The following is a 13,433-nucleotide window of genomic DNA, read 5'->3' as shown; positions in this document are numbered from 1 at the left end:
CCCCTCTCTCCTATTTTCCCAAGAGGAGAGGCACATGCCTATCGGAAATCAGATGGGTTGTGAGGTAGCCGTCAGTCTGATATATTACCCGACCATCGGCGGTACATTTGATACCCGGGTAGGGGAATGAATCTGTACAGCACGGGTAAACGCACGTACTACTTTTTCGTCGTAGGCCGTACCCGCCATCCCGCAAATCTCTTCAAACGCCTCTTCCAGGCTCACCGTTTCCCGATAGGCTCGCGGCGCTGTCATAGCCAGGAAGCATTCCACAATTCCCAGTATTTGCGCCAGCAAGCGGATTTCGTCGCCTTTTAGCTTGTTCGGATATCCTGACCCGTCGTATTTCTCATGATGATCCTGCAAGGCAAGCACTACGCGGGTAAAGGCCGGGTCATCCCGAAACATCTCAATCCCGAACATGCAATGCTCCTGAATGATCTCGAATTCAAACGTCGTCAGCTTCTCCCCTGTCTCGAATACATAGTCGGGAAACTTAATCCGACTGACGTAATGCAGAAGGGAAAGGAGCTTGATTTCCCAGTCTTGTACTTGTTCTTGCGGGAATTCGAGCAGCATCCGTTTCATCAAACGGCTCATTTGTTCAATTTCTTTGCTGCTCGTCTGTGTCTTCCTCTCCACGATCGGCACGAGCGTATTCAACAGCGTAATGGCCGCCTCCCGATTGTACGCCTCTGCCGATAGCTTGGACTCCCCCGCCACCTTTTTCATGGTAAGGTGTCCCGCCCAGGCACATAGCGCACTTCCTCCTGCCAGGATGAGCGAAAAGAAAATGTTCAAGGTGATGGTCTCTTCGTTTTCATAACCAAGAGAAAACGTAAAAATGAAGTAGCTGATCGCTCCCCAAACGACCAGAAGCAATCGATCAAGAAAGAAGCTAAGGAAAATCGGATAGAGCAAAAAAACAAACCATATACCCGTGAACTGATGCGGATTGTACAAGCATAAGAATAGCAACAAGGACATTCCCAAAAAGGCGGAAATATGATTCGAGTAAAGATCCGCAATCACGTAACGTTTGTGTAGCACATATACGGTCCAACTGACCGCAGCGCAGGCCGCTAGACCAACTTGTATGTTCCACTCCGATGCCATCATGCCTAATACATGTAACAAGAATGCCATGAAAGAAGTCAGGCTGACGAGGATCGAGATCCAGTAAAACATCCCATTCGCCAAAGTTGTGGAGTAGTTCCGGTTCTTCATTCGGAGTTTCATAGACAACCCCCTCTTCACTGTTTTCTAGGAATGCGGGTAAGTCATCTGTTAACGTGGAACTTTGACAAGTCCCTTTTTCAACGCATACAACACGGCTTGGGAGCGATTCGGCTGTCCCGTTTTTCGTAAAATACTGCTGACATGCGTCTTCACTGTCGCTTCCGAAATGTAGAGCTGCCCGGCGATTTCTTGATTGCTCAGATTCTCTACGATCAATTGGAAGATTTCCTGCTCCCGCTCTGTGAACGCGATCGCGTTTTCGTCCTTCTTTTTTCGCTGGAGCTTGGACTGAAAGCAAGAGTAGCCCATCATGACCATGTCCATGGTATGCAAGATTTGTTCAGGCACCGTATCTTTCATGATATAGCCGTCTATATTCGATTCCAATGCGCGGAAAACGTCCTCACTCTCGTCATATGCCGTCAGAATCAGCAGCTTGATATCGGGGAGTTGCTCCTTTAGCATTTTGCAGCTGTCAATAACGGACGCCCCAGGCATTTTCAGATCGGAAACGATCAAATCAGGCTTAAGCGCGAGCGCCTTTGTGACCAGCTCATCGCCATCGCTCGCCTCATCGATTACCGTATACCGGGGAGAGCTGTCCAAAATCATCTTGAGACCCTCACGTACAATTCGATGATCATCCACCAATAACAATCTCACTTTATCCAAACATCTCCACTCCTCTTCTCGGTATGATCGCCGTGATCTCGGTTCCTTCTTGGGGCTTGGAGCGAATGTGTAGGGTTCCTCCTACTTCATTGATTCGCTCCTTCATCCCGATGACTCCGTACGTATTCGCTCCTTCTTTCTCTTCCGGTAAAAATCCGATCCCGTCGTCTTTCACACGTACTTTTACTTGCACCGAGGAAGCCTCCACACTGACCGACAAATTCTGGGCACGAGCATGCTTGATCGCATTTGCCGTAGCTTCTTCCACCATCCGGTAGATCGCATCGAGAACCATTAGCTCCTCCTCGATCACATGTCCTTTGGCGGAAAAGCGAATTTGCAGATCTGTACCAGCCGTCATTCGTGTGAGTAATTGCTCGATCGCTTCTGCAATTTGCTCCGACTCCCGGAATTGACGCAAATGGGTAATGGTATGTCTGACTTCTTGATGACACCACTTAATCCGCTCTTCCATCTGCCCCAATCGTTCTGCTAGCGTATCCCTGATTTCCTCCGGGACGGCACGCTTTAGCTGGAACAGCTGGGCAGATAGAAAAAACAACTGCTGGGCAAGACCGTCATGCATGTCCTGCGCTAGCTTTCGCCGCATGTCGTTATGCAGAGATTGCGCCAGTTCATAGCGGGCCCGATTTTGCTTCCCATGCTGACAAATGACAGCAGATATAAAAAGCAACAAGATCCGATCTATCCGGTAAAAACCTCGCTTCGGATTAATCGAATAAATCAAGCAGCCCCACGCTTCTCCATCCAGTTGAAGTGGAATACAAGCATACGTATCCTCTTTGCCCGTATAGTCATTAAGTGTCTGTACAGAAAAGCGTCTCCACTTGTCTGCTCCGGCATCGAGCAAGGTATAGAGAAAAAATTCGCGCTTCCAATTCCCCTCAGCATCATGCTCTTGATACAAGCATAGGTACGCTTGCTGTGCATGGAACACCTTGCGTATCATGTGCTCCGTCACGGAACATAGATAGCTGGCAGGTACAGATGCGACTTTTACGAGGAATAGATAGACTTGATAGGACTTGGCGTAGAGATACCTCATCAGGCGTAAAACAGCCCGGGCCCAAAATAAAACACTGACCCAAATGGTGATGTCTAGCAGCAAACGAAGTTGGTTGAGTCTGGTTTGAGAGAGGATCATGGTGAAGTCAATGAATTCCGGGAGAAGGGAGATGACAATAACGAACAATCCGACAATGAGAAGAAGCTGCTCTAACCGCAGAATAAGCATGAGCCAAAGCAGTGTCGTGTAGGCGAAGAGCATAAAAGGACTGTCCCATTTACCTGTCTGGACGATAAAAAAAATGGCAATAGCCATGTCGATGAGTCCGAGCAAAAACCATAGCCTCTTCGGAATGGCATAGGCGAGAATGACCGCATAAACGGAAGTAACCATGAGAAACACGGTAAACACACGGTAATCCCAATTCGGCGCATTCATGTAAAAAAAGAAAAAAGCCAGTAGCAAGACCCATTGGAAGAGGTACATGACAAGGCGGAACTCATATAATAGTCGATTCATTCAAGTTAGGCTCCAATCCTATTGTCCTAACAAATCTGAAAAAATACATTTCTATCGTACCGTAAGTGAGCGAAATAATACAATATATGAAAAATGTCGAATAGCAAAATAACTTTTTAGACATATAGACCTATCACTTTGTAACACGCCGAAACCATCGGTAGGAAGATAGTCTTGCGCGTCCTTATCTGATATTCCGTTCGAAAATAGTTGAATTTTACATTCGGTATTTTTATAATACTATCATTCAAGAAAATTTTGGGAGAGTGCATAGACGTGAAAGTTTTGAACATCGGAAGTGAACGGAAAACGTATCGGGTGGAGATCTTGTATTCCCCTTTATTCGAAGCTGCCTTGGGAATCGCTGCCGCTACCTACGATCAATTGCACCACACGATGGAACACCCTCCTACCTATTGGCGTCAGCTGTTGAACGAGCTAGCGCCTTCTGTACGGCAAGAGGTCAACTATGCGAAGGAGCACAATACGTGGAAGACGCTTTTGCAACTGCTCGATCTTTGCCCTTTCGCTGATCTGGATTCATTTCTCTCGTATATCAGAGAGCTCTCAACAGAACAGCTCCGATACGAGGCCCTCCCTTATTTGGGTGAAAATATGCAGGAAGCACGGCGGAATGCTGCACGAGGAAGCAAGGATGATTGTGCCGCTTTGCAGGAAGCGTGCCGTGCGCACCTCTTTTTCGAATCGTACATCGGACATATTACTTCTGTTGATGTAGAAGAGCTGCGGAGTCATATTCTCAGACTGATGGAAGGCTGGTATACCACTCACATCAAGCCGCAAGAGGACGCGATCGCTCGCATGCTAGAACGGGATTGGTCGCAAAAGCAAGCCAAGCTAGGAAAACTCAGCCCGGAAGCCTTGGTGGAGTATGCGACGGGATCGAGCTACCTCCCAGAGCCTGCCGTGACACGCGTACTGCTGATCCCACAAGCGATCTATCGCCCGTGGACCGTACAAGCCGATGCTGTCGGGACGAAAATATTTTATTACCCTGTTGCTGACGAAAATTTGCACGATGCTGTAGATCCTTATCAGCCACCCCCTTCACTGGTGCAAGCCTTAAAAGCACTCGGAGATGAGCACAGGCTGCGCATGGTCAAAATGCTGGCGGAAAAGGATCTGAGCCTACAAGAGATAACAGATCAACTCTCCATGGCAAAATCGACCGTGCACCATCACCTATCCATGTTGCGTTCTGCCCATCTCGTTGAAACAGCAGGCTCCCGTTACAGACTCCGCCGTCATACGCTAGACAAGCTCCCCCTGTTGTGGGATGAATTCCTGGACAGGAGCAACCCATGAACCAAACCGTCGTACAAGCCTCTGTCTGGCAGCAGCGTTCTTATCGTTGGATTCTTTTCGGTCAGCTCATTTCAGAACTCGGCGCCTCACTCGGTACACTCGCCAATAGCTGGTTAATCTATCAGGCAACAGGCTCACAAGTTGCCGTCGGACAAATGTGGCTGCTGTATTTCTTGCCGTCGCTCGCCATTCAGTTGGTAGCCGGACCGTACATCGACCGATTTGACAAGAAGCGTGTCATGATTTTTTCTCAATGGATGAGGGCTGCTGCGTTTTGTTTGTCCTTTGTGGTTATTTCTTCCGGGACCGAATCCCTCTGGCCGCTGTATTTCACTGCCTTGATCAACGGTCTCGTTCAACCGCTGTATGTCCCAGCCAGTCAGTCGCTCCTCCCTGCTCTTGTCAAAAGAGAGCAGCTCCTCCAAGCCAACGCCTATTTGGATAGTGTCCTGCGAATTGCCTTGATAACAGGTCCTCCTTTAGGCGGGATTCTCGTGGCTGGTATCGGCGGTGAATCGGTACTCGCATTGGTCGCGATCAGCTATGCGTTCAGCGGTTTCTTTCTGGTTCTATGTCCAATCACCCCTATGGATACCGCCAACAAGAAGCAATCGTGGTTCGTCATGTTTAAGGCTGGCCTCGCAATTTTTTGGCAGAAGCCCCTTCTACTCTGGCTTGGCCTGTACTCCGCTCTCGTCCAATTTGCTGTCGGGGTCACGCTCGTACTAAACCTGCCTTTTGTAGTCGGCGAGCTACAAGGAACCTCGCTTCATGTGGGCTTGTTTTTGGCTGGCTATCCATTGGGATATTTCTTCGGCTCCATGCTCGTGCCACGCTTCGGAAATAGCTTCGGACAGCCCCTGATCATGTTGGGATCACTGGTATTAGGTGGCGTAAGCTTTGTTGCGATAGGCTTTACCCATGACATGTGGCTCGCGATTACCATCGAACTACTGGCTGGTCTGTTTGCTCCCTTTTTCCAGGTACACAGCACAAGCCTGTATCAGCTTCACGTTCCTTCCGAGCTAATGGGGCGTGTACTGTCTGTCCGCCTGCTCATCGTGCGTGCGACGATGCCCGTCGGTATTTGGCTCGGCGGACAGCTGAGCGATCAGGTCGGGATTCGCCCTCTTTACATCTCCGTAGGTGCCCTCATCGTGCTCGCTGCGCTGACGGGAATATTATTTCGAAAATTTGTAAATAACAGGATATTCCATATATAATGAGAACCGTATGACTCCTAAAATTTGAACGGGAAAAGGAGAATTTTCATGACTCATCCGACATTGGATAACCTTCAGCATGCCGTCAGCAGCGTCATCGTGGGAAAAGAAGGCCAGATTCGCCTTTTGGTAACGGCCTTGCTCGCCCGTGGTCACGTTTTACTGGAGGACTTGCCCGGAATGGGAAAAACCGTGCTTGCCAAGACATTGGCGCAAGCGATTGGCGGCTCTTACAACCGCCTGCAATTTACAGCGGATCTACTGCCATCTGATGTCGTCGGTCTACACGTATTCAATCAAAAAACAAGTGAATTCGAACTGCGCAAGGGACCTGTTTTTGCGGATGTCTTGCTCGCAGATGAAATAAACCGGGCCACTCCCCGGACGCAATCCGGCTTGCTGGAGTGCATGGAGGAACGCCAGGTTACGATTGAAGGCGTCACCTTGCCGCTTCCTTCCACTATGCTGGTCATTGCTACCCAAAATCCGATTGAATCAGAAGGCACCTATCCGTTGCCGGAAGCTCAATTGGATCGCTTCCTTTTCAAATTGTCTCTTGGCTATGGTACGAGAGAGGATGCCAAAGAAATTTTGCGGAGATTCCGCAGCGGTTCCCCATTAGAGGCCGTCGAGCCGGTCATCACTGTCGAGCAAATTGCGGCTCTGCAACGCGAGGTCACGACCGTTCATGTCAGCCAAGTGGTGGAAGACTATGTCATCGATCTGACAGAAGCGACTCGCCAGCATCGCTCGGTTGAGGTGGGCATTAGTCCACGCGCGATGCTTGCCCTGTTGCGATCCGCCCAGGCTTACGCGTTCGTTTCTGGTCGTACATATGTTTTGCCCGATGATGTGAAAGTGGTGTTCCCGAGTCTAACCGCTCACCGCATTCGCCTCTCCATGGAAGCAGAGCTGCATGTGACAGAGCAGGAAGTCGTGGAGCAAATCCTGACTAGCGTCCCCGCTCCCGTCGAAGAAAGCGTGTAGCGCTATGATCACCAAGCAAACCTTTCACGTAATCGGCTTTGTCTTGTTACTCTTCGCCCTTTTTTCCGGCCACTGGTTTTTCTTTCTGTTTGGGGGCTTTTTCTTTTTTCTCCCTGCTGCACAAGACTGGTGGGTCAAGTCCATGTCCAAATGGGTGTCACTCGAATGGTCCAGCGATCATACGCGCGTTCTGTCCGGGACACCCGTGCATGTTACCGTTCGCTTGCACAATCGTTCGTGGCTCCCATTGCCTGCTACCTGGCTTCGCTTCACACTGCCGGAGCATGTCGTAGTGGAAGGGGCAGACGAGGTGCGAACCCTCAATCACCGGACCAGCGTTCGCCTTCGGTTTGATCTGCCGATGCGGCAAAGTGCTACACGCACATTGATTCTCATCCCGAACAAGCGAGGCACAGTCTGGATGACTGATGTTCAATCCGAGACATTGCCGTTATTGGGCGAGGAGCCTACTGCGATGACATTGTCGATTTCCTTTTCCTTGCTGGTCTATCCGCTGCCTCTTGCTCTTTCTCCTGTCGTGCTCTCTGAAACGGAACCGGACGGGAATCGGCTTTCTCGTCAGCGTCAACAGGACGATGTCACGTTTCAGCGTGGTGTTCGGTCGTACATGCCAGGCGACCGCTTCAAGCACATCCATTGGAAAGCCACCGCCAAAACAGGCTCACTGGAGACGCGCCTTTTCGAGTTTACAGCCCATCCGAACTGGCGAATCGTCGGGCATATCCTGCCCTCCTATGAACCGATGATGCAAAAGTATAACGATACCACCAATGAACGGACGATCTCATGTCTTGCGGCTTTGTCTGGCCTGTGTAGGAGAAAATCGGTCGGATACGAGTTGTACCTCACCGTAAAGCAACGAGGACGTGAGCATTTTCATTTGCCTACGGGAAGTGGCAAGGCACACCACCTACACGTTATGACTCAGCTGGCGCAAATGCACCATTTTGTGACGACGTCTCTGGCACCTGTTCTCCGCCGTCTAGAAGGGGCACCCGGTAAGGAAACCATTCTCATTGTGACACCACGAATGGACCAATCTGTACAAGCCTCGGCGGAGCGTCTTGTTCAATGCGGTCATCAGGTTGCTGTGCTAGATGTCTCATCTGATCCTGTCACCATCCATCGTTTTGAGCATGCTCGCTTGAAAAAAAGGAGCGTGATGATGTTGCGATGACACTCTCGTTGATGGGCCGGTGGACGCTCGCCTTTTGGATGGAGGCACTGCTTACAGGTGTTTTCCTGATATTGTTTGGGTATATGACGGCAGGCTTTGGTCAACTACTCTCGTTTTGCTTGGTGGCTGCAATTCTGCTCATGGTTGGGAGCTGGTTGTATTATGGCGGTGGAGGACGTTTTCTGCTCCATCTGTTGCTGTATCCCATTGTGTTTGTCATAGGAATAGGCAGCTTCTACTTTTACGATTCCTGGCTCATCGCTCTGATACTAGCTGCTGTTTATTTTTGGAGAGTACAAAGCGCTGCCCAGGAAGGTTATCGACATGACAGTCTGCAACGCAGATTTGTTCTCGCGCTAATGGCGGGCCTGATACAGCTCGTAATAGCAGGACTTTACACCTCAATCGTCGACCCGGGGTCCTATTCGCTCGCAGCCTCTTTTTCCATGCTTGTCCTCATCACTCTCAGCTATTTTTTGGTGGCGATCGGGGCGTTCGTGTTGCGGGAAGGATCACTTTCTACGAGTCTGCCTGCTCGCGTCAGTTTGATTCTCGGCAGTCAAGTACTCGGCACTCGTATTCTTTTGATCGCGGGTTATTTGGCTGTCGGGTCTATCGTACTTGGTCTCTTTTATTGGATATGGACTTGGATAAAAGGACCACTCACCGCTGGACTGTACATACTCTTTGAGCCTGTACTTATTGCTATTGTGGAATTATTCGAGCGTTTGTACGAGAGAGCGAACCAAAAACAAGCAGGCATGCAGTTACTCATGGAAAGTACAGGGCAAAAAGCTGATAATCCCATGGTACAAATGCAGCTCGAAGAACCGCTCTTTTCTGTTTTGCAGCCATACTTAATCGTTGCCTTCATCCTCGTCTGTGTGATCCTGCTCGGCCGGTACATATGGAAAAAGCGCTTCAAAGCAACAACTACTCCGGATCCAAAAGCGATGGCTGCACAAAATACGGTGTTGACCACTATTCCCCCCTCTGCCAGCGAAGAAAGTACAGGGGACGGGGACGATACTGCTAAATGGTTCAAGCAGCCCATTGGCCCAGAGGATGATCCCACCCGATACGCCTACTATCAATTTCTCGTCCTCATGGAGCAGCAAGGAATGCCAATCGAGCTACATGAGACACCCCAAGAATTTCTCCATCGCCTACGCGAGCAGTCTTTGCTAGATGCAAGTCAAATCGATGCAGTTGGGCGCATTACACACTACTATCAGCAGTATCGCTATCAGGAGCAGTCGCTTCCCGAAGCGGATTTGACAGCGATGCAGCATGCCGTGCAGGCACTCGGCTCTCGTTTTTCTGAGACTTAGAACCGTTCCACAACCACGTGCTACCTTTTAGCCGTGGTTGTTTTCTTTTTCTCTTGACATCGAGCTGCCCCTCCGGCATAATTTCTTCAATTTTGCCCACTTCCAAATTGAATTCACCAACTGGTTAATTGAACAAGAAAGGAGAATGCTCGGTGCAAGATTTGCCTGACTGGCTGCGTAAGCATCTTCACGTCGCATACATACCCGGCTATGAGTTTTTCTTAAGTCTTCATGTACTTGCAAAGCCGGAGCATCACAGCGCCCGCTTGCATTGGGCGGAGGAGTTGCTCACTACCTTACCGCCCACGTTCTTGGAAAAGCTTCACTATTTTAGTTCCATGTCCAACCAGTTTCTCGATGCCATGGACTTTCTGGCGCCTTGGGAGGAGTGCTTTGAGCATTCTGTTGAGGCCGCACTGGAGCGTGTACAGGCGTTGGATGCTGGCGAGTTTGCCCAACTCATGATCGGTCCTGTCTATCATCCCAGACAACTTCATGCTTGGATGCAAGGACGTACGGACGAGATTTTTGATGAACTGAAACCGGAGCATCGGGAGCTTTTGCGCCATCCACTCTCGACCAAGCGCAGTTTTCTGGAGTTTTGCTACGACTATCTGCCTTTTTTCCAGACAGAAGAACGGCGGATTGAACCGTGGCTCGTCCGCGCTGTACATGAGGCACAAGAGCAGATCAAGCTTGATCCGATTCCGTTTTTGTCGCAGGTGCACCCGCGCTTGAAGGTACACGAAGACTTCTTGCAATTTCACAAGGCAAAAACGTACACATTTGACTATTCAAAGCTCGCTCGTATTCATTTGCGTGTCTCTACTTTTGTCTCGCCGCATTTGTTGCTCGGCATTTACGACGACCATATCTCGGTGTGTTTATCCGTTGACGTTCCCGGTACCTCAGCCACCTCGGTTATTCCCGCTGACTTCATCACCAAAATGAAGGTGTTCAGTGATCCGACGCGGACGGCGATTCTCAAATCGTTATTGGCTCATCCTTACTGCACGCAGCAGTTGGCTGACCTGCACAACATTAGTGAGCCTGCCGTCAACAAGCACTTGAATCTGTTGGTAGACACAGGTTTTATCTGGAGTGAACGGCGGGGAAGGTATGTGTTTTACCGCGCGGTTGCATCACGTCTGGAACAACTCGCCGTCGATCTGCATGAGTTCATCGATATGCCTGTTCCCGGCCTTGCCTCTCCACCTGCTTCATCACATCCCCCAGAACGGAGGAAATAACGTGTTTCATGTCGCCAAAGCTACCTTTATCCGCAATACCCGCGTAATGATGCGTGCTTACCCGTGGTCGTTTGTCCTCGGCCACATTTTTTCCGGGGTGTATACGGTGTTGTTCGCCTTCTTTGCCTATCACTATGTATTTGCCGGACAGCTGGACGGGAATTTCGTACATCTCACTGGCTCGTCCGATTACTTGTCGTACGCCATCCTCGGCGGAGCTTTTTATGCATTTGCCGTCTCAACCTTGATGAATGTCAGCCGCTCACTCATTACAGAGCTACGGGAAGGGACCTTGGAGGCTGTTTTGCTCACCCCTTCCTTGCGCAGGGGGTACTTTTTGGGGAATGTCACCCAACAGTTCATGCGTACTTTATTCGAATTTTCGGTGATTGTGCTTGTAGGGGCGTTGTTCGGACTCACCCTCTCTCATACGAACGTATGGAGCGCCACTCTTGTCTGGATATTGTCTACAGGGGCTTTCTTTTGCCAGGCACTCGTTTTGGGCAGTCTCATGCTTTACTTCCGCGATACGTACATCACACAAAACACGCTGTTTGCCATAATGGCCTTTGTCAGTGGGGTGACGTTTCCGATTCCGTATTTGCCTGAATGGCTGCAACCGCTCGGACTCATCATGCCGCTCGCGCCAGCTCTAGATGCTTTTCGGCAATGTGTGATTCAAGGAGCGCCACTGCAGGCCGTTTCACCACAGCTATTTCATATGGCGGCCCTATCCCTCATCTACCTCGTCATCGGAGTGTGGGGCATACGTAGGATGGAAAAACGCGTCATGGAATCGATTTTTGGATAACGAGGAGGACGACGATCATGCTGATTGCAGAAAATGTTCGGAAGGTATACCGGGTGAAGGAGAAAAAAGGCTGGTTTCGCCAGCAATGGACAGAGGTCGAGGCTGTTGCTGATCTGTCCTTTCGCATGGTACCCGGCAAAATCATCGGGTTATTAGGCATTAATGGGGCAGGAAAAACAACAACGATCAAGATGTGCTCCACACTACTCACCCCGACCAGCGGCACAATCACAGTAGACGGATATGATGCGGTAAAGGACGATCGGTTCGTCAAGGCGAAGGTCAACATGATCGCAGGGGGCGAGCGCATGCTGTACTGGCGGCTAACGGGGCGGGAAAACCTGCAATATTTCGGCAGTCTATACGGTTTGCAAGGACAGGCCTTGCGCAATCGGATCGATTCGTTGCTCTTGCAGGTTGGCCTGTATGAGTCCGCCAACACCCCTGTCGAGCGTTATTCCAAAGGCATGAAGCAACGACTGCAAATCGCCCGCGGACTGATCAATGATCCGCGCTACCTGTTCCTTGACGAACCGACGCTCGGCTTGGACGCTCCCATCGCCCGGCAGCTTCGCAAGCATGTGAGTGAGCTCGCTGCGCAGCATGGAAAAGCCATTCTGTTGACCAGCCACTACATTCATGAAGTCGAAGAGCTTTGCGACGAGGTATACATCATCGACAAAGGAAGGCTTGTGGCGCATGATACACCGGAGAACCTGACCAAATCACTCCGCTTGGATACAGCCTTACAGGTAGTGATCCCCTCTCTTTCCGACTCGCTCGATTACGATTTGCGCCAGCTGGCTCAAGACTACGGCGGCTCGCGTGAAATCGCAGAAACAGACGAGCAGACCTGGGAAGTGACGTTACGGGGAAAAACGGATATGACAACTCCGCTGCTTTCCCTTTTGGCTGCTCACCAATCCCCTGTCCTGCGCCTCTCTACCCAACAGCCATCACTGGAGGATGTCATCCTGCACATGGCAGATCGGAGGGGGGCATGAAACAGCTAGGCAGTCTGCTTTTGGCGGAAATCATCAAGGAGCATCGCCATTCGTTTCACAGCAAAATGATCTACTTCTCGCTCTTGGTCTGGCCCGTCATCAATTTCGTGACCGCGTATTATTCGTTTGCCCCGTTCCGGATGGGAGCTGATTCCCCTCTAGCCCGGTTCATCAGCTACGAGCAGTTGCCGTTGTTCCTTTTGACTGGCTATTTAGGCTACATCTTTTATTGGTGTCTGGTGCAATCGTCTTGGCAAATGAGCTTTGAGAGGCAAGCGGGAACCATGGAAATGATCTTCATCAGCCCGGTCAACCGACTCGCTTTTCTGTATGGACGTTCGCTTTCCTCGCTGATCGAGGGGGTCTGGCTGTTCTTTTGCTTTGTCCTATTAGCCTTGTTTTTTGTCGATGGCATTCAGCTGAGCGGCTGGTGGGCGCCTCCACTCGCCTTCCTCATTTTGCTGGTATCGGCCATCGTCTGGGGCGGCTTTCTCTGTGTGCTCTTTCTGTTTTCACGCGATTCGAGCTTTCTGTACACCGTTCTGGACGAGCCCATGCTGATTTTTTCCGGTGTACGTCTACCCCCGATGGCCTTTCCGGTTTGGGCCAAGGTCATTTCCTTCTGCTTTCCCCTGACCTACGCGCTTCAGTTGATTCGTGAGCTGCTGATGGAGGGAGCGTCGTTGCAAACCATGTTGCCGAATATGGGACTTCTCGCCGCTGTCTTACTGGTGCTCGTGACAGCGACCGTCGTGTTATTGAAGCAAGCGGAGAAGCATATGAAAAAGACCGGGAACATGGTGATGTATTAGTAAGGCAAAGAGAAGTTAATTAAAGAACGCCCTT

General features: G+C 50.3%; 12 protein-coding genes. 9 read left to right on the top strand and 3 right to left on the bottom strand.

The genetic code is table 11. The annotated features are described in order from the left end of the window. Positions 1–84: 84 nt before the first annotated feature. The 3 genes from ACFYU8_RS22550 to ACFYU8_RS22540 are packed head-to-tail and all read right to left on the bottom strand — an operon-like array spanning position 85 to position 3,457. Positions 85–1,239, bottom strand: a complete 1,155-nt coding sequence (locus tag ACFYU8_RS22550) for an HD-GYP domain-containing protein (RefSeq protein WP_390303994.1) — start codon at positions 1,237–1,239, stop codon at positions 85–87. Positions 1,240–1,287: 48 nt separating this feature from the next. Then, positions 1,288–1,902 carry a response regulator gene (locus ACFYU8_RS22545; protein ID WP_390304154.1) on the bottom strand — a complete coding sequence of 205 codons (615 nt, stop codon included), beginning with the start codon at positions 1,900–1,902 and terminating at the stop codon, positions 1,288–1,290. A gap of 1 nt (position 1,903) precedes the next feature. Continuing rightward, complete coding sequence (locus ACFYU8_RS22540) at positions 1,904–3,457, bottom strand: sensor histidine kinase (RefSeq protein ID WP_390303992.1); 1,554 nt, start codon at positions 3,455–3,457, stop codon at positions 1,904–1,906. A 276-nt stretch (positions 3,458–3,733) separates the two neighbouring features. On the opposite strand from ACFYU8_RS22540, the gene ACFYU8_RS22535 reads away from it, so the two are divergent. The 9 genes from ACFYU8_RS22535 to ACFYU8_RS22495 all read left to right on the top strand — a co-directional run bounded on the left by ACFYU8_RS22535 (position 3,734) and on the right by ACFYU8_RS22495 (position 13,399). Continuing rightward, positions 3,734–4,783 (top strand): ArsR/SmtB family transcription factor, encoded by a 1,050-nt coding sequence (locus ACFYU8_RS22535; RefSeq protein WP_390303990.1) that lies wholly within the window; start codon positions 3,734–3,736, stop codon positions 4,781–4,783. Then, positions 4,780–6,006, top strand: coding sequence for an MFS transporter (locus ACFYU8_RS22530; protein ID WP_390303988.1), 1,227 nt, complete (start codon positions 4,780–4,782; stop codon positions 6,004–6,006). The genes ACFYU8_RS22535 and ACFYU8_RS22530 overlap by 4 nt, the downstream gene beginning before the upstream one ends. A gap of 48 nt (positions 6,007–6,054) precedes the next feature. Further along, positions 6,055–6,993 carry an AAA family ATPase gene (locus ACFYU8_RS22525; RefSeq protein ID WP_390303986.1) on the top strand — a complete coding sequence of 313 codons (939 nt, stop codon included), beginning with the start codon at positions 6,055–6,057 and terminating at the stop codon, positions 6,991–6,993. Positions 6,994–6,997: 4 nt separating this feature from the next. After that, on the top strand, positions 6,998–8,191 hold the full coding sequence (locus ACFYU8_RS22520; RefSeq protein WP_390303984.1) for a DUF58 domain-containing protein: 1,194 nt from the start codon (positions 6,998–7,000) through the stop codon (positions 8,189–8,191). Beyond that, positions 8,188–9,522 carry a DUF4129 domain-containing protein gene (locus ACFYU8_RS22515; RefSeq protein WP_390303982.1) on the top strand — a complete coding sequence of 445 codons (1,335 nt, stop codon included), beginning with the start codon at positions 8,188–8,190 and terminating at the stop codon, positions 9,520–9,522. The genes ACFYU8_RS22520 and ACFYU8_RS22515 overlap by 4 nt, the downstream gene beginning before the upstream one ends. 152 nt (positions 9,523–9,674) lie before the next feature. After that, complete coding sequence (locus ACFYU8_RS22510; protein WP_390303980.1) at positions 9,675–10,772, top strand: ArsR/SmtB family transcription factor; 1,098 nt, start codon at positions 9,675–9,677, stop codon at positions 10,770–10,772. 1 nt (position 10,773) lies between these two features. Further along, positions 10,774–11,583 (top strand): ABC transporter permease, encoded by an 810-nt coding sequence (locus tag ACFYU8_RS22505; RefSeq protein ID WP_390303978.1) that lies wholly within the window; start codon positions 10,774–10,776, stop codon positions 11,581–11,583. A gap of 17 nt (positions 11,584–11,600) precedes the next feature. Beyond that, positions 11,601–12,587 carry an ABC transporter ATP-binding protein gene (locus ACFYU8_RS22500; protein WP_390303976.1) on the top strand — a complete coding sequence of 329 codons (987 nt, stop codon included), beginning with the start codon at positions 11,601–11,603 and terminating at the stop codon, positions 12,585–12,587. After that, entirely contained in the window at positions 12,584–13,399 is an 816-nt protein-coding gene (locus ACFYU8_RS22495) for an ABC transporter permease (RefSeq protein ID WP_390303974.1), read from the top strand. The genes ACFYU8_RS22500 and ACFYU8_RS22495 overlap by 4 nt, the downstream gene beginning before the upstream one ends. Positions 13,400–13,433 lie beyond the last annotated feature (34 nt).

The organism is Brevibacillus sp. NPDC003359, from assembly GCF_042878995.1.
Taxonomy (GTDB): domain Bacteria; phylum Bacillota; class Bacilli; order Brevibacillales; family Brevibacillaceae; genus Brevibacillus.
Note: the sequence above shows the minus strand (reverse complement) of the source record. Positions and strands in the feature narration are given on the sequence as shown.

Excerpts from the sequence above, each read along its gene's own strand:
- ACFYU8_RS22550 (WP_390303994.1), bottom strand. The coding sequence starts at position 1,239 with ATGAAACTCCGAATGAAGAACCGGAACTACTCCACAACTTTGGCGAAT.
- ACFYU8_RS22540 (WP_390303992.1), bottom strand. The coding sequence starts at position 3,457 with ATGAATCGACTATTATATGAGTTCCGCCTTGTCATGTACCTCTTCCAA.
- ACFYU8_RS22530 (WP_390303988.1), top strand. The coding sequence starts at position 4,780 with ATGAACCAAACCGTCGTACAAGCCTCTGTCTGGCAGCAGCGTTCTTAT.
- ACFYU8_RS22525 (WP_390303986.1), top strand. The coding sequence starts at position 6,055 with ATGACTCATCCGACATTGGATAACCTTCAGCATGCCGTCAGCAGCGTC.
- ACFYU8_RS22520 (WP_390303984.1), top strand. The coding sequence starts at position 6,998 with ATGATCACCAAGCAAACCTTTCACGTAATCGGCTTTGTCTTGTTACTC.
- ACFYU8_RS22515 (WP_390303982.1), top strand. The coding sequence starts at position 8,188 with ATGACACTCTCGTTGATGGGCCGGTGGACGCTCGCCTTTTGGATGGAG.
- ACFYU8_RS22500 (WP_390303976.1), top strand. The coding sequence starts at position 11,601 with ATGCTGATTGCAGAAAATGTTCGGAAGGTATACCGGGTGAAGGAGAAA.
- ACFYU8_RS22495 (WP_390303974.1), top strand. The coding sequence starts at position 12,584 with ATGAAACAGCTAGGCAGTCTGCTTTTGGCGGAAATCATCAAGGAGCAT.